At 39.4% G+C, this 17,092-nt stretch carries 17 protein-coding genes; 10 read left to right on the top strand and 7 right to left on the bottom strand.

Translation table 11 applies throughout. The annotated features are described in order from the left end of the window. Positions 1–4: 4 nt before the first annotated feature. From HX021_RS14230 to HX021_RS14220, 3 genes are all read right to left on the bottom strand, one after another. A complete protein-coding gene (locus HX021_RS14230) occupies positions 5–1,405 on the bottom strand; it encodes a bifunctional UDP-3-O-[3-hydroxymyristoyl] N-acetylglucosamine deacetylase/3-hydroxyacyl-ACP dehydratase (RefSeq protein WP_286591083.1) in 1,401 nt (466 codons plus the stop codon). 123 nt (positions 1,406–1,528) lie between these two features. Next, the gene (gene lpxD / locus HX021_RS14225; protein WP_286591082.1) at positions 1,529–2,569 is read right to left on the bottom strand and encodes a UDP-3-O-(3-hydroxymyristoyl)glucosamine N-acyltransferase; all 1,041 of its coding nucleotides are present in this window, start codon (positions 2,567–2,569) and stop codon (positions 1,529–1,531) included. Between the two features lie 33 nt (positions 2,570–2,602). Beyond that, positions 2,603–3,883: an HD domain-containing protein gene (locus tag HX021_RS14220; RefSeq protein ID WP_286591081.1), complete on the bottom strand. Its 1,281-nt coding sequence runs from the start codon at positions 3,881–3,883 to the stop codon at positions 2,603–2,605. Between the two features lie 236 nt (positions 3,884–4,119). On the opposite strand from HX021_RS14220, the gene porX reads away from it, so the two are divergent. The 3 genes from porX to HX021_RS14205 are packed head-to-tail and all read left to right on the top strand — an operon-like array spanning position 4,120 to position 7,164. Continuing rightward, on the top strand, positions 4,120–5,673 hold the full coding sequence (gene porX / locus HX021_RS14215; RefSeq protein WP_286591079.1) for a T9SS response regulator signal transducer PorX: 1,554 nt from the start codon (positions 4,120–4,122) through the stop codon (positions 5,671–5,673). 12 nt (positions 5,674–5,685) lie between these two features. Then, a complete protein-coding gene (gene tsaE, locus HX021_RS14210) occupies positions 5,686–6,096 on the top strand; it encodes a tRNA (adenosine(37)-N6)-threonylcarbamoyltransferase complex ATPase subunit type 1 TsaE (protein ID WP_286591078.1) in 411 nt (136 codons plus the stop codon). 24 nt (positions 6,097–6,120) lie between these two features. Further along, positions 6,121–7,164 (top strand): ABC transporter ATP-binding protein, encoded by a 1,044-nt coding sequence (locus HX021_RS14205; protein WP_286591077.1) that lies wholly within the window; start codon positions 6,121–6,123, stop codon positions 7,162–7,164. On the opposite strand, the gene HX021_RS14200 is transcribed toward HX021_RS14205, so the two are convergent. Then, positions 7,161–8,012, bottom strand: a complete 852-nt coding sequence (locus HX021_RS14200) for an alpha/beta hydrolase (protein WP_286591075.1) — start codon at positions 8,010–8,012, stop codon at positions 7,161–7,163. The two genes, HX021_RS14205 and HX021_RS14200, sit on opposite strands and share 4 nt — an antisense overlap. A gap of 46 nt (positions 8,013–8,058) precedes the next feature. After that, positions 8,059–9,270, bottom strand: coding sequence for an alanine dehydrogenase (locus HX021_RS14195; RefSeq protein WP_286591074.1), 1,212 nt, complete (start codon positions 9,268–9,270; stop codon positions 8,059–8,061). A gap of 159 nt (positions 9,271–9,429) precedes the next feature. Here HX021_RS14195 and HX021_RS14190 point away from each other — a divergent pair, with 159 nt between their 5' ends. From HX021_RS14190 to ytxJ, 5 genes are all read left to right on the top strand, one after another. Next, positions 9,430–11,355, top strand: coding sequence for a nucleoside-diphosphate sugar epimerase/dehydratase (locus HX021_RS14190; protein ID WP_286591310.1), 1,926 nt, complete (start codon positions 9,430–9,432; stop codon positions 11,353–11,355). A gap of 78 nt (positions 11,356–11,433) precedes the next feature. Continuing rightward, entirely contained in the window at positions 11,434–12,105 is a 672-nt protein-coding gene (locus HX021_RS14185) for a tetratricopeptide repeat protein (RefSeq protein WP_286591073.1), read from the top strand. 83 nt (positions 12,106–12,188) lie between these two features. After that, positions 12,189–12,677: a 6,7-dimethyl-8-ribityllumazine synthase gene (gene ribH, locus HX021_RS14180; protein WP_286591072.1), complete on the top strand. Its 489-nt coding sequence runs from the start codon at positions 12,189–12,191 to the stop codon at positions 12,675–12,677. A gap of 148 nt (positions 12,678–12,825) precedes the next feature. Continuing rightward, positions 12,826–13,566, top strand: a complete 741-nt coding sequence (locus tag HX021_RS14175; protein WP_286591071.1) for a hypothetical protein — start codon at positions 12,826–12,828, stop codon at positions 13,564–13,566. Positions 13,567–13,575: 9 nt separating this feature from the next. Next, positions 13,576–13,905, top strand: a complete 330-nt coding sequence (gene ytxJ / locus HX021_RS14170; RefSeq protein ID WP_286591070.1) for a bacillithiol system redox-active protein YtxJ — start codon at positions 13,576–13,578, stop codon at positions 13,903–13,905. Positions 13,906–14,040: 135 nt separating this feature from the next. Here the strand turns inward: ytxJ and HX021_RS14165 are convergent, their stop codons facing one another. Together HX021_RS14165 and HX021_RS14160 are read right to left on the bottom strand one after the other, a co-directional pair. Continuing rightward, complete coding sequence (locus HX021_RS14165; protein WP_286591069.1) at positions 14,041–15,090, bottom strand: isoaspartyl peptidase/L-asparaginase family protein; 1,050 nt, start codon at positions 15,088–15,090, stop codon at positions 14,041–14,043. Further along, positions 15,083–15,493 (bottom strand): RNA-binding S4 domain-containing protein, encoded by a 411-nt coding sequence (locus HX021_RS14160; RefSeq protein WP_286591068.1) that lies wholly within the window; start codon positions 15,491–15,493, stop codon positions 15,083–15,085. The genes HX021_RS14165 and HX021_RS14160 overlap by 8 nt, the downstream gene beginning before the upstream one ends. A 174-nt stretch (positions 15,494–15,667) precedes the next feature. On the opposite strand from HX021_RS14160, the gene HX021_RS14155 reads away from it, so the two are divergent. Together HX021_RS14155 and HX021_RS14150 are read left to right on the top strand one after the other, a co-directional pair. Next, positions 15,668–16,486: a 2,3,4,5-tetrahydropyridine-2,6-dicarboxylate N-succinyltransferase gene (locus HX021_RS14155; RefSeq protein WP_286591067.1), complete on the top strand. Its 819-nt coding sequence runs from the start codon at positions 15,668–15,670 to the stop codon at positions 16,484–16,486. 27 nt (positions 16,487–16,513) lie between these two features. Next, a complete protein-coding gene (locus tag HX021_RS14150) occupies positions 16,514–17,092 on the top strand; it encodes an L-threonylcarbamoyladenylate synthase (RefSeq protein ID WP_286591066.1) in 579 nt (192 codons plus the stop codon).

Genomic DNA, 17,092 nt, shown 5'->3' with positions numbered 1-17,092 from the left:
TTCTTTAGTTGTTATTTACTCTTACAATTTGAGCCATAAGCTCTGCCTCGCAGACAATTTTCTCTCCCACCATGGCGACACCTTTCATCTTGGCAATACCTCGTCGGATCGGTTCCATTAGATCACATCTAAAAATAACAGAATCCCCAGGAGTCACCTGTGCTTTAAAACGAGCATTCTCTATTTTGAGGAATAACGTCAGCCAATTTTCAGGATCAGGAACAGTTTTTAGAACCAAAATCCCCCCTGTCTGCGCCATGGCTTCAACCTGCAATACCCCAGGGAACAGGGGCGCTCCAGGAAAATGTCCCATAAACAGATCCTCATTCATGGTCACATTCTTCAATCCAACGACATGGGTTTCTGTCAGCTCCAAAATCTTATCGACCATGAGCATCGGTTGGCGATGTGGCAAGATTTTCATGATTTCCACGGTATCGTACAGTGCCGGCATATTCGGATCGTAGACCTTAATTTTTTTGCGTGTTTTATCCTTTTTGATCTGCTCTTTGATCTTCTTTGCAAAAGCAACATTTGCGGCATGACCCGGCCGGGCGGCCATAATATGTCCTTTCAGAGGCCTTCCCACCAACGCTAAATCACCGACCATATCCAACAATTTATGACGGGCAGGTTCATTCTGATGGCGCAATTGATTATTGTTCAGGATACCTTCCTTAGCGACTGCGACCGTTTCTTTCTGAAAAAGATGAGCCAGCTTTTGGAGTTCTTCCGCCGAGGTCTCCTTGTCAACAATAACAATGGCATTGCTGAGATCTCCACCTTTGATAAGACCATGATCTACCAGCATCTCCAATTCATGTAAAAAACAGAATGTACGCGAAGAAGCAATCTCCGCTTTAAAATCTTCAATAGAAGTAATCGCAGCATGTTGACTTCCCAGTACAGGCGAATTAAAATCAATCATACAGGTTAACCGATAGCCATCCATGGGCATTCCCAAGATCTCTACTTTACGGTCCGGTTCGGCATAATGAATATTATTGGCAATCTCATAATAATCCCTGTCGGCCTCCTGCTCTTCAAACCCCGCCTCTTCCAACAATTTAACAAAAATCGCTGCACTTCCATCTAATATTGGAATTTCAGGACCATCAATATCAATCAGCACATTATCGATTTGTAAGCCAATTAATGACGCCATTAAATGCTCTATTGTACTTACACTTGCACCATTTTGGGTAATCGTTGTCCCCCTGGAAGTGTCTGTAACGTTATCAGCGTCAACCAAGATTTCTGGTTGACCCTCCAAATCTATACGTCTGAACTTAAACCAGTGATTTTCCGGAGCTGGTTTGATCCTCATCGATACAATTTTTCCTGTATGAAGACCTACCCCCGAAATTTCAACCTCGTTTTTGATGGTTCTCTGTTTTACATTCATTTCTAATAACATATTTTTAAATCAAAACTTCTTTTGACAAAACGATCATCAGGTTAAAGGTATCCCTTCATATCCATGATGGTTTTCTACAATTAAAGAATAGTTTATTTCAATGAAAAAAGATTATTTCAACTTTGTTTCTAATAATTTTTCAAGCTCTTGAATCCGTTTCTCCAGCTCCGGAAGACGTGCAAATATAACATTGGACCGCAATTGTGGCTGATAAGGCATGACCGGCGTCCCGCCCCATTTTTTACCTTCATCCTTAATAGACCTGTTCACACCCGATTGAGCCTGAATTTGAGAACCTTTTGCGACAGCAATATGTCCAACGACACCTACCTGTCCTCCCAACACAACATGCTCGCCAATTTTTGAACTCCCCGAAATCCCTGTTTGTGCAGCAATTACAGTATTTCTGCCTACATCCACATTGTGTGCAATCTGAATTAAGTTATCCAATTTTACACCATCCCGTATAATGGTTGCCCCCATCGTTGCCCTATCAATGACCGTATTGGCGCCAATCTCCACATTATCCTCTATCTGCACATAGCCAATCTGCGGTACCTTCTTATATGTTCCATCCTCCTGCGGAGCAAATCCAAACCCATCTGAACCGATAACAACCCCTGCATGGATAACAACATTCTTACCGACCTTACAGTCATGATAAATCTTTACGCCTGGATAAAGTGTGGTGTTATCATCTATCGATACCTTATCGCCGATAAATACCTGTGGATATATCTTTACATTATCACCTATTTGGGCTCCTTTGCCCACGTAAGTAAATGCTCCAATATAGCCCCCCTTTCCTATTGTTGCCTCAGGATGAATAAAACAAGGTTCCTCACGTCCACTTTTATCCAGACGGAACTCGTTATACATATTCAATATCGTCGAAAATGCAGCGTACGCATTTTTTACGCGAATGATGGTTAAGGTGGATTTGGTTGCTTGAGTCAATTGTAAATCCTCATTCACAATCACAATTGAAGCATCCGTAGTATATATAAAATGCTCATATTTTGGATTTGACAAAAAAGAAAGATCGCCTTTTTTACCTTCCTCAATTTTGGCAAGGTTACCTACAGTAACTTCTGGATTCCCCTCAATCCTTCCTTCTAATAATGTCCCTATTTGTTGAGCAGTAAATTGCATGGTACAAATCTATGTTTTTTTATTAAAAAATAACTATCCGGCAGAAGGATTTGCAATATATCCAACCTCCTTTGGATAACATAACGCGTATTTGGACACATTTTTTGATAAGGCCTCTAAGTTTCCAAGATCCGACGCTTCAGTAATATCAACCAGTTCACCGGATTTCAATAGTATCTTTATTTGATCACTCGTCGGGTCATATGCACGATTATGGATTTCTTGCGTAAACACATAATAATGAAGATCTTTTTCTTCTACCCCTAGACAAGCCTGTACACGGCTTTTCACTTTATCAATATATTCCATTGAAAAAGGTTTATTACTCATAACTGAACGATATAAATCCCGCTTCATCACCCGTTGGCACATCCGGCTCAAAATTTTATCCTCATGTTTCTCCCATGTTTTTATGGCAGACATAATATCTGTATCATCTAAACGAGTAAACCAGTCCAAATGCAACGGGTTATCCAAAAAATTTGTTCGGTCAACCTCTTGACTCAGAAACCAATGAAACGCTGGCGTGCAAAATAGGGCGGTCCCCGACGCGGTTAAATCCTTTGCCCGCTGGAGTATTTTAATCAATAATTGCTCCGCCCCAATGACCGTTTTATGCAGATACACCTGCCAGTACATCAGTCTGCGTGCAATGAGAAATTTCTCCACAGAATAAAGTCCCTTATATTCTACGACGATCTCATCATTGACCACATTCAACATTTTTATAATCCGGTCAAAAGAAATTACCCCCTCCGAAACACCAGTAAAAAAACTATCCCGATTCAGATAGTCCATACGATCAACATCAAGCTGGCTCGACACTAGCTGATGAAGAAACCTTCTTTCATATTTATTATTAAAGATATCTATCGCCAGACTTAACCGTCCGCCCAGATCCTGGTTCATACGATCCATCAGTAAGGAGGAAAGCAATTCATGGGATACCCCAGCAATCAAACTATGTTCCAATGAGTGTGAAAAGGGACCGTGACCAATATCATGTAACAGAATAGCAGCCAAAACAGCTTCTTCTTCCTCTTCGGAGATCGTAATACCTTTACTCCGTAAAGTTTCCAAAGCCATGGACATCAGGTGCATGGCACCTATGGCATGCTGGAACCGGGTATGTAAGGCACCAGGGTAAACAAGATGCGTCATGCTTACTTGTTTTATATAACGGAGTCGTTGAAAATAGGAATGCTGTACAAGGTCAAAAACCAGTCCTGTCGGAATGGCTACAAATCCATATACGGGATCATTGATGATTTTATTTTTGTTCAATGTGGCGATATAATTAATGCTACTTTTCAACACTATAAATATGAAACCTAGGTTTTTAATTACAAACTTATGGTTATCACTAGTATAAACTTAAAACAAAGATAGTTAGTTCACCGTTAAGAAATGTTAAAAATAAAATCTAAAGCACGATATTTGCTTAAGTTAGTACCATATCGAATCCATTCAACGAAGGGACATTCTTCCTTTGTTACAATTTTGAGTTCACGTAACAAATTGACCTCGCTAAATAGACATATAATAACAAGATGCAAAAAACACATATTCTCTGGGCTGATGATGAAATTGACTTTCTAAAACCACACATTTTATTTTTAGAAAGCAAGGGGTATAAAGTTGACACTGTCAACAATGGAAATGATGCTGTTGAAGCTTTTAAGAATGGTTTTTTTCACCTCATTTTTCTAGATGAAAACATGCCGGGACTAACCGGACTAGAAACACTCGCCATCATCAAATCTATCAATCCCACTGTCCCCATTGTACTTGTTACCAAGAATGAGGAGGAGCATGTCATGGAAGACGCTATCGGATCCAAAATCGACGACTATCTGATAAAGCCCGTAAATCCAAAGCAGATTTTGATGACAATAAAAAAACTCACCGAAAACAAACGGATTGTCAATGAAAAGACCTCAATGGCTTACCAGCAGGATTTTCGCAATCTTGGTATGATATTAAATGAAAACCTGGATTTCAACCAGTGGTCTGAGGTTTACAAAAAACTGGTATACTGGGAGTTGTCACTCGAAAAACTTGAAAACAGCAATATGCATGAAATACTCACCATGCAAAAATCAGAAGCCAATATGCAGTTTTCAAAATTTATCGAGAATAATTACATCCAGTGGATCAATCGGCCCGAAACAGCCCCTATTTTATCTCACCAGCTATTTAAAAAGAAGGTTTTCCCAGTTCTGCAAGAAGAAACTTCCACATTTTTCTTTCTGATAGATAACCTTCGCTTTGATCAATGGAAAATTATCAATGAAGTGATCACTGATTACTTTAGGCTTGAAGAGGAAATAAACTACTTCAGCATTCTTCCTACAGCAACTCAGTATGCCAGAAATGCCATTTTCAGTGGTCTAACTCCATTAGAGATGGAGAAACGCTTCCCTAAACTATGGCAGAACGATGAAGATGAAGGTGGAAAAAACTTGTACGAAGACCAGTTTTTGGAAGATCAAGTAAAAAGACTCTATCGCAAACCGATCAAACATTCCTACTTCAAAATCCTTACCTTGGAACAAGGAAAAGATGTTTTGGACAATCTCGGCAACTTATTGCATAATCAGCTCAATGTATTGGTTTACAATTTTGTCGACATGTTGTCCCATGCACGGACCGATAGCTCGATGATTCGTGAGCTTGCAAATGATGAAGCCGCATATCGATCATTGACGTTATCCTGGTTTGAACATTCCCCCCTATTAGAAGCATTGAGATGGCTTTCACAAAAAAAAGTCCGCGTTATTATTACAACAGACCATGGAACCATTCGGGTAAAAAAACCCAGTAAAATTGTCGGCGACAGAAATACCAATACAAATTTAAGATATAAACAAGGAAGAAATCTCAATTACATCGAGAAAGATGTATTTACGATCAAAAATCCCCATGAAGCTCAACTGCCCAAGCTCCATGTCAGTTCAACGTATGTATTTGCAAAAGAAGATTCATATTTTGTTTATCCAAATAATTATAATCAGTTTGTCAATTACTTTAATGGGACATTTCAGCATGGTGGAATATCATTGGAAGAAATGATCATCCCTTTTGCGACATATTTACCGAAATAGTATTTTTGTAAAATGGAATTTATCGTAAAAACGCTAGCAGATCTTCCCGCCACAGCCCAAACCCTTCTGAAGAGTTTTCCCAAGGATCGTATTTTTTTATTGTATGGTCCCATGGGAGCCGGAAAAACAACTTTTGTCAAACAGCTGTGTGAACAGCTGAAGGTGCAAGATAATACCGCTAGCCCCACCTTTTCCATTATCAATGAATACAGTTCTCTAAACGGTCCAATATACCATTTTGATTTTTATCGTATTAAGGATGAACAAGAGGCTTTTGACTTTGGCTATGAAGAATATTTCTATTCTGGAGCCTACTGTTTTGTTGAATGGCCAGAAAAAATCCCCAATTTATTACCAGAAGAAGCGAAAGAAATACATATTAGTATTATTGATCCGAACACACGAAAAATAGTTGTCCGTTAACTGCCCTCATTTATACACTCTACTATGGCCCATTCATCCTCTTGTCAATATATTCCCTCAGACATCCATGTACCTGGATTAGCCGCCATCCATTCGGAAAATCTAAGCTTCTCTTTTCATGAAGATAGTGATCAGCATGCAGTTGAAAACGCATCCTTCGATATTCATGAGGGAAAAATCACAGCAATAATTGGAGAATCGGGCAGTGGAAAAAGCACATTACTTCGATTGATCTATGGTCTCCTGGAGCCAACCGAAGGAACCGTACGCTATAAAGGCTGGCAAGTTCCTACCCGTAAAGACAAATTAATTCCGGGACATGATGCCATGAAACTCGTATCACAAGGCTTTGACGACTTAAACACCTATGCCAATGTCTGGGATAATGTTGCTTCGCAATTACCAAATACCGACATTAAGCGCAAGCAGGATAAAACAGCAGAGATATTACAACGATTACGAATAGACCATTTAGCGAAAAAAAGAGTCGCTGACATCAGTGGCGGAGAAAAGCAGCGTGTAGCCATATCCCGGGCTTTAATTAATGAACCAGAAGTATTATTGATGGACGAACCATTTAATCAAGTTGATGCTTCTTTTCGTGATACTCTTCAACAAGATATCAAGGATATTGTCAAAGAGACCGGATTAACCGTTGTTTTAGTGTCTCATGATCCGACTGAAGTTCTGGCATTGGCCGATAATCTTATTGTGATGAAGTCAGGCAAGATTTTGGATCAAAACATTCCACACGTATTATACAGCCAGCCATCACATAGTTATACCGCCCAATTGCTCGCAAAAAGCAATATTCTACAGCCTGAACAAGCACGACGTTTAGGTATAACAAGTGAAACCCCAATTGCTATTCATCAGGAATGGATTTCTATACACCCCACTGTTCAATCACCATTTTTTGTAAAAGATGTTAAATTCAGGGGCTTTTATGCTGAAATAGTCATTACTGATCATGAAATTGATTTGCATTGTATCGTAACCTCGCAAATCACTCCGCAGAAAGATCAAGCTGTAGAGCTAAGCATTTCTAACTGGATTTCTTTCCATTAATTTAACTTATCCAACCAGGTTAAAAATGCATCGAACCATTTTTGATCTGAAGTTTTGTTGATCAGTCCAAAGCCATGTCCTCCTTGTTCAAATGTGTACAGGGTATTGGGAACACTGACATCGTCCAATGCGGCCTTCATTCGGTAGCTATTTTCAATGGGTACCGCTGTATCATCTTTGGCATGTACCAGGAAAACAGGACATACTTCGGCAGACACCTGTAAGTCTGAAGAGAATAACTTCACCAGTTCTTGCGATGGCTGATCCCCAATAAGATTGATCTTAGACCCTTTATGTGTCACCTCATCCTGCATAGAAATAACCGGATAGATCAATCCTGCAAAATCGGGTCTCAACGAAATATGAGATGGATTTGCAATATAATCTTTCTTAAACTTAGTCATTAATGTTGAAGCCAAATGCCCCCCTGCTGAAAATCCAATTACACCAACTTTTGTAAGGTCGGGGTGCAGGTTACGGATCAGCTGTAGCGCCCGTTGAGCATCTTGCAATGGCCCTATACTCTTTTCACGCATAATATTTGGCGAGGGCAGCCTATATTGCAATACAAATGCTGAATACCCATTTTTCACCAGCTCCTTAGCTACCGCGTGTCCTTCATGGTCCATTGCAATGTGAGAATAGCCCCCCCCCGGGATTACAAGTACCCCAATCCTCTTGTCGATACCTTTCGCTGGAGTATAGGCAAATATTTTAGGTATATTTTTTTCCAAAAGCACTTGTTCTTTATCGGTGGCATTCGGAATTGTGTCAACATACAGATTTATCACTTCCTGGGCATTAGCCAGTGAAATCATAGCGCATAGGATCATAAAAAATGTTTTCATTTATGTTATAATTGTTATGGTTAGTATAGTATCACCGTAAACCTCATTACAAAGAAGAAACGACTAGTAGGTCCAGATCTTTTGCGGTCATATTAAAACGCGATGCCATATCCACATTAGTCAGATTACCCTGATAAAGATAAATTGAACTTCTTATTCCGGGGCTTTTCCAGATCGCATTTTTCAATCCACCCAGCTCGGCAAAGTCCAGTAAAATCGAGGTAAAAATATTACTCATCGCATAGGTGGCAGTACGAGCGACCCGTGAGGCAATGTTAGGAACACAATAGTGAATAACATCAAACTTTCTGAAAACAGGGTTGTCGTGACTTGTCACCTCAGAGGTTTCGAAATTCCCTCCTTGGTCTATACTGACATCGATGATCACCGAATTAGGCTTCATTTTAGATACTGTTTCTTCAGAAATCACGCAAGCAGAACGCCCATTTCTAGCCCGTAACGCCCCAATAACGACATCCGAACTGATGACAGCCTTATTGAGAATGATGGGCTGGATGACCGAAGTAAATACCCTGCTCCCAAGATTGTTCTGCAATCGTCTCAGTTTATAAATGGAGTTATCAAACACTTTTACTTGTGCCCCCAGGGCCAAGGCTGTACGTGCAGCCTGCTCGCCAACAGTGCCGGCACCTATAATGACTACTTCAGTAGAAGCTACCCCTGTTACCCCCCCAAGCATAAGTCCTTTTCCTCCAAAAGCATTACTTAAATATTCGCCAGCAATTAAAGTTGCAGTGGCCCCTACAATTTCACTCATTGCCCGGACAACCGCCAGACAGCCCCCCTCATCCCTTAAGTATTCATAAGATATAGCGGTGATTTTCTTATTCATTAATGCTTTCAGCACCTCTACATTCATTAAAGAAGGCTGCTGCGAAGACAACAAGACTTGTCTTTCTTTCATCAATTTCACCTCAGCAACAGTAGGGCTTCCAACTTTAATGATTAAGTCAGCCTGATACACCTCCTCCCTGGAAGAAACAATGCGTGCTCCTTGTTCACTATAGTGATGGTCCAAGAAGTTGGCACCACGTCCAGCCCCGGTTTCAATCAGTACTTCATGACCATTTTCAACCAATAATGCAACCGCCAAGGGCGTTAAGCATATCCGCTTTTCCTGAAATGAGATCTCTTTGGGAATTCCAATAAATAAACTTTTCGCATTCTTTTTCTTTTCAAAAAGCATCTCCTTCGGAGAGATCATGGCCTGACTCGCAAGCTTACCTAACTCATTCATCTTATTAAATTGACAGTTAGCTAAAATTACAACAAATTATCAATCTTATCAAACGAAGATCATATTGCTTTATCCAAGAGAAAAGATTAATACATAGAAAAATCGATGGTAATGAAACAAAATTATCTACATTTGTCTAAATTAATCAGATATAATACCATGCTCAGTAAAGTCAGTATAGTACCCCGGTGGATCATTTTTTTGTTAGACATTTTTAGCGTTTCCATAGCCTTTCTCCTTGCTAATATCATCTATTATGATTTTAATTTTGACTTTCTACTTGACATAGACTTCAGTATACGTTTCATTCTTTTTATAAGCGTTTGCTCATTATCTTTTTATTTATTTAAGATGTACACGGGGATCATCCGTTACACAAGCGCGATAGATTCCATCAGAATATTATCGACCATCATATTCAGTGTTTTTATACTTCTGGTCATTAAACTCATCATTCAGGCAAACGAAATTGAGCGGAACATCCCTACAGCTTTAATTATTTTCTTTGCACTTTTCTCCTTCTTAATACTGACGGTATATCGAACGATCATCAAAATATTCTTTCTATATACAAAAAAAGTCAATGGGACAAGAAAGAAAACCCTCATCTACGGGGCCGGTGACCTGGGTATAGCTGTTAAGAGAACATTAGATCATGACGTCAGGTCAAAAAATGCAATCATCGGATTCCTGGATGATAATGAACAAAAAATCAATAAAGTAATTGATGGAACTAAAATCTATTCGTCCCAAAAGTTTTATCACCTGATTAACACACTCAATATTGAAGAAGTTATTATCGCTTCTCATAATATTCCTTCAGAGCGTAAAAATGAAATTACAGATATTGCGCTGGAGCGAAATGTCAGCATATTAACCTTACCGCCTGTCAAAAAGATTATGAATGGGGACCTCAATCCCAATCAGATTCAAAAAATAAAAATTGAAGATTTATTGGAACGTGATCCGATAAAAATCAATGATGACCATATTCTTAGTCAGACCAAAGGCAAACGCATTTTGGTTACCGGAGCAGCGGGCTCCATCGGAAGTGAAATTGCCTCTCAACTGGGGAAATATGAACCGCAGATGATTATTCTTTGTGATCAGGCAGAATCTCCATTGCACAATTTACAACTTGACCTACAGGACGAATTTCCGAACCAGGTGTATCACACTTATATTGCTGATATCAGAAGTACAAAAAGGATGCATTTGCTTTTTGAAACGTTCAAACCGCATTATGTTTATCATGCAGCTGCTTATAAGCATGTTCCAATGATGGAAAATCACCCGCTGGAAGCGGTACAAACGAACGTATTGGGCACAAAAAATCTTGCCGATCTAGCCGTCCAGTTCCATGTTGAGAAATTTGTCTTTGTTTCCACCGATAAGGCCGTCAACCCAACCAATATCATGGGAGCCACCAAACGTATTGCTGAAATCTACGTACAATCCCTTAATAACCATTTGGAAAGTTTATCAAACACTGAGGCCAATACCAAATTTATTACCACTCGGTTTGGGAATGTGCTCGGCTCCAACGGATCTGTTATCCCTAGATTTAGGGACCAAATCCAAAAAGGTGGCCCCGTTACAGTGACACACCCCGAGATTACCCGTTACTTTATGACTATTCCGGAAGCATGTCGGCTCGTTCTTGAGGCCGGAGCAATGGGACAGGGCGGTGAAATATTTGTCTTCGACATGGGTAAATCTGTCAAAATAGTGGAACTTGCAAACAAAATGATCCGTCTTTCGGGCTTTAAACCAAATGAAGATATCGAGATCAAGTTCACAGGCCTGAGACCCGGTGAAAAACTTTATGAAGAATTATTAAATGATTTAGAAAATACACTCCCTACACATCATGAGAAAATTATGATCGCCAAAGTCCGGGAAAATAATTACAATATGGTCAGTCTGAAAATTGAAGAATTAAAACAGCGGCTGGCGACACAAAACAAAAATGAAGTAGTCTACCAGATGAAGATTATTGTACCAGAATTTAAAAGCAAAAATTCGATCTATGAGCTGCTGGACAAAGAAATCGAATTGTCAAATGGAGCAGAGAACAATAGTTAATTCACTTTAAAATTTGCAAAACACTTGCAATTTTGCCTGAAAAGTGTATTTTTGCAATCCATATTTTACTGATTAGTAATGTCTAAAAACACAAATAATACAAATCAAGGTTTCAAACCTTCAAAAGGATCTTTTTTCCAAGATAACCAAAAGAGCGTTGCTTTCATTTTAGGAGGGATCGTTGTATTGATCTTGCTTTACTTTGGATACCAGAAGATTTACCTACAACCAAGAGCAGAAGAAGCATCCAATCGAATGTATAAGGCGGAGCAACTTGTTACAATTGATTCGTTGCAAAATAAAGCGATCACAGGCGATGGAGCTTTCCTTGGATTTAAACAGATTGCAGACGAATACTCCAACACAAAATCTGCCAATGTTGCCAATGCTTATTTAGGGGGCTTGTATTTACGTCAAGGAAAATTTGATGAAGCCGTAAAAGCTTTAGAGAAATATTCACCCACAGGTAGTCAGATCCTCGATCCATTGGTTATCGGACTGACTGGCGATGCTTATTCAGAATTAAAGGACTATAAAAAGGCTGCTGATTACTATAAACAGGCTGCTGAAAAATCAAGTAATTCATATACGACCCCATTATTCTTAAAAAAACTGGGACTTGTATATGAGGCTCAAAACGACTATAAAAGTGCAGAAACGGCTTATAAAAAGATTAAGTCTGATTTCCCCGAAAGCCAAGAGGCATCCACTATTGATGGCCTTTTAGGCAGGGTTCAAGCACATCTGTAACATACAGCAAAAAGCATAAAAAAAGAGGCCATTTGATAGCCTCTTTTTTTGTGACCATCTAAAATCATTATCTTTGTTCCATTATGGCAAGTAGCATTAAAAATTTATCAGACTTTTCGCATATTCAAGTTGCAGATGGAAGTCCATTCAAGTTTGCAATCGTCGTTGCACAATGGAATGCTGAAATTACTGGAGCATTGTTAAATGGTGCAATCTCAGGTTTAGAAAAACATGGTACAAAAGAAGAAAACATTCAGGTCATTGAGGTACCAGGTAGTTTCGAATTAACTTCCGGCGCTGATTTAGTCTTGAGAAATCAGCATTTTGATGCCGTCATTTGTTTAGGATGTGTCATCCAAGGAGAAACCAGACACTTTGATTTTATCTGTAACGCTGTGGCTAATGGAATTTCAAATGTTGGATTAAAATATAACAAACCTGTTATTTTTGGTGTATTGACGACAGACAATCTTCAACAAGCGTTGGATCGTGCAGGTGGAAAACACGGCAATAAAGGAGAAGAAGCCGCAATTACGGCCATTCAAATGGCTGCTGTTGCCAAAAAATTCTAGTTTGGTATCAATTTTGTCTAATATTTAATCATAAAAAAGTATTTGGAGCAAAAAATGAAAACTTGCGAATACTTTTTATTTTAAATAAATCGATTAATAAAATATTGAAATATCTTATTAATCGATTTTTATTTTTTTTTAAATGATTATGAGAACATTATCGAACGTGATTTGGATATTTATGCTATCATTAGTCTGTCACGGACATATTATTGCTCAGGACAATAACGTAAATGAGCAGATTTGGCGAAGTGTCGGTGGTCAAGATAAATGGGATTCCTTACAATACCTCGCTTATTCCGCAAAAGGAAATGTAACATCCGAACAGCTTTCAAATGAAGAACGCAAGTTCCTCTTCAATCGAACCACAGGTGAATGTAGGTTTGATGGATACAGTGGTGCTAATCAAGTCACTTATTTATTTAATTTTAAAAATAATGGCCCAGATAAGCTTTTTATTGGCGGAAGTATCACAAACGATGAACAAGAGCTAAAGAAATCAATTAGGAGCCAGCTTTTCGCCGATTTAAATCTCCTGCTCTTGCCAACATTAATAGAACAAAAAAACATTCAATTAAAAGATCAAGAAGAGCAATTCATCGGCGGCCAAAAGCTGACCATTGCTAGTATTACATCCTCAAGCCCCATCTTTGGCTCAAAATTAGATGGCTTACTTTACATTGACCAGAATACAGGAGAAATAACACGATATGAATATACTGACAAAACAGAAAAAGTCAGTTATGAAGTCAGCAAGTATAAGGAAATCGGTGATGGAATACGTTTGCCCAGCTTTTTCAGTGCAGCAAATAATGCTAAAAGAACTTGTATATTTTCCTCCATATCATCCTTTGTACAGGTAGAACAAAAAAAATTCAAAGAATTATAAAAGAATAACATGATTAACTGGATAGAATTAAATTCCGAAGAACAGCTACAAGAACTTTATCAATCAGATAAAGTTGTGGCTATATTTAAACATAGCACCACCTGTGGAATCAGCAATATGGCCAAACGCAGTTTAGAGCGTATGTCCAGTACCTCAGATCAAGATTACTCTATTTATTTATTGGATTTATTGCGCTACCGCTCCCTATCCAATGAAATTGCACAGCGATGGAATGTCGAACATCAATCCCCACAGCTACTTGTCGTTAAGGGCAAAGACCATCTCTATGATGCATCACATGGAGATATTCAATTTGATGAGATTGAAAAATATCTTTAAGCCTGGCTTGCAGCATATGGGTTAAGGCCGTTAAAATAAAGTTATTTAAAACAATAAACCAGTTGGGTTTTCTGCAGACGCTGTTGTGAAAGACAGAGCCGATAGGAAACTCAACTGGTTTTTAATTCGCGTTAGCTATTTATAGATTGCTATCTTGATCTTCCCCTCTTTTGTCACTGTCCCTCTGTACATCCCTGCTGTGTTAAATGGCATAGATACATGTCCGAACTTATCCATCGCTATCATTCCTCCATCACCGCCCATTTTTCCAATGCGATCAATCACAGCATGGCTTGCTTGCTGAAGATTATCACCTTTATATTCCATTAAAGCTGAAACAGAATAAGCAGCTACATTGCGAATATAAAACTCCCCCCATCCCGTGCAAGAAACAGCGCAGGTTGCATTGTTGGCATAAGTGCCTGCACCGATGATAGGAGAATCCCCCACACGGCCAAACTTCTTATTTGTCATACCTCCAGTTGAGGTACCAGCGGCCAAATTACCCTGATTATCCAAGGCAACGCAGCCTACCGTTCCAAACTTATGATCTTTATTGACAATCCCTAAACGCGAACCCAGTTTTTGGTCATGGTCCAGTACTGTTTTAGCATGGTCTTCTTTTTTAATTTTTTGCAGTGCATCCCAACGTGATTGCGTCCAGAAATAAGAGGGATCCACCAGCTCCAGCCCTACTTTCTTGGCAAATTGCTCAGCTCCCTGACCAGCCATCATGACATGTTCGGATTTTTCCATCACTGCCCGAGCTGCTGAAATTGGATGTTTAATAGTCCGTACCCCCGCCACAGCACCTGCTGCAAGAGTTTTGCCGTCCATAACCGATGCATCCATTTCATTCTTTCCAGCATGGGTGAATACAGATCCTTTTCCAGCATTGAAAAGTGGTGAATCTTCCATAATATGAATAGCCTGCTCAACAGCATCTAAACTGGAGCCTCCTTGTTTCAGTTTCTCATAACCAACAATTAAGGCTTGCTCCAAGACAGCCCTATAGGCCTGCTCCATGGAATCGGTTATGTTTTTTTTCAGGATTGTGCCTGCCCCGCCATGAATCGCCAGGACATATTGCTCCTCTTCCATCGATTCGGATTTACGTTGTTGTTGACAAGAAGTTGTGGAGAAGATGCCAATCAACATAACTAAAAAAACCTGTGCCTTACTCATCTTCTTTATCCCACCAATCTGAAGCCTTTAAATCATCTATCTCACGGCGATCTTTCTTCGTAGGACGCCCAGAGCCACGGTCACGCTTAAGTATAGGCGCATGAAACATAGACTTATATCCGACAGTTTCCTCTACCGGAGTCTGATCCTCATAGAACTGGACAGCGGTCTTTGCATCCACACGACGCTCTAAAAGCCCGATAACTTTCACGACCTTTTTTTCTATTCCTTTTTGGATATGATATACATCTCCAATCTTAACTTCATAAGAAGGTTTTATATTTTGACCATTTAACTTCACCCGCCCAGCTTTACATGCCTCCGTCGCTAAAGTTCTTGTCTTAAATAATCTAATTGACCATAAATACTTGTCAATTCTCAATTTCTCTGATGTAGCAGCCATAATACAAAAATAATTATATTAGCAAATTATCATGACAATCCCCCAAAAATTAACATATTTCCATTATAAATGTGCCTTTGATGCCAAAGGGGGAGCAATAAAGTTGCTTTTATATACAACTTTATCTAAGTTTGTACATCAAAATAAACAAATTCATATAAGCAAACAAATAATATGGTAGAGCCACTTAAAAAACTGATTGAGGAAGCTTGGGAAGATAGACAATTATTAGAATATAAGGAATATGCAGAAGCTATTCGCACTGTAATCATGAAGTTGGATAGCGGTGAAATCCGTGTAGCAGAAATGATCGGTACCAGATGGCATGTAAATGATTGGATTAAAAAAGCTGTTATTCTCTATTTCCCTATCAATGATATGCGTGAAACGACAGCAGGTCCGTTCGTGTATCATGATAAAATGAAGTTAAAAACAGATTATAAGCATACTGGTGTACGTGTTGTTCCTGGCGCTTCTGCCCGCTTAGGTGCATATTTAGCCAAAGGTGTTATCATGATGCCTTCTTACGTCAACATCGGCGCTTATGTGGATGAAGGTACTATGGTTGACACATGGGCGACTGTTGGTTCTTGTGCCCAGATTGGTAAGCACGTACATTTAAGTGGAGGCGTCGGTATTGGGGGTGTATTAGAACCGGTCCAAGCAGCACCAGTTATTATTGAAGATAACGTATTCATTGGATCACGCGCCATTGTAGTCGAAGGAATCCGTGTCGAACAAGAAGCGGTATTAGGGGCCAATGTAGTATTGACCGCATCGACAAAAATTATAGACGTTACTGGACCTGAACCTGTTGAATACAAAGGATATGTTCCTGCTCGTTCAGTAGTCATTCCTGGCTCTTATACCAAAAAATTTGCCGCAGGAGAATATCAGGTACCTTGTGCGTTGATCATTGGTCAACGTAAAGAATCTACAGATAAGAAAACATCGTTGAATGACGCTTTGCGTGAACATAATGTGGCTGTCTAAGCGTAGTTCAGACTTAAAAAGTATACAATGAGCGCATTTGTGAACCGTGAGGATTTAAATAAGGCCCTGGAAACGCTAAAAGCAGGTGGATTAATTCTATACCCAACAGATACAATTTGGGGTATAGGCTGTGATGCGACAAATCCAGAGGCGGTGGAAAAAGTCTTTCAGTTAAAAGGAAGAGATAAATCCAAAAGTCTGATCGTTCTGCTACATAACGACAACCAATTGGCCAGTTATGTAAACGAAATCCCTGATGTCGCTTATCAACTTATTGAATATACTGAACGCCCATTGACAATTGTCTATTCGAATGCCAAGAATCTTGCTCCAAATGCTATTGCGGAAGATGGATCCATTGGCATTCGAATTGTTAAACATCCCTTTTGTGAACAGCTTTTACAGCGTTTCCGTAAACCCATCATTTCAACTTCAGCCAATATCAGTGGGGAACCTACCGCTGCAGACTTTGACGCAATAGCAGATGAAATTAAAGCTGGAGTAGATTACATCGTTGAATACGGTAGACAGGCACATACCGACGGTAAGTCGTCTACAATCATGAAACTGGATCCCAGCGGTAAATTTGAATTTATTAGAAAATAA

Origin of the sequence: Sphingobacterium sp. N143 (assembly GCF_030325625.1) — a bacterium.
In the GTDB taxonomy this organism is placed as follows: Bacteria; Bacteroidota; Bacteroidia; order Sphingobacteriales; family Sphingobacteriaceae; genus Sphingobacterium.
This window is presented reverse-complemented; position numbering and strand designations above follow the sequence as displayed.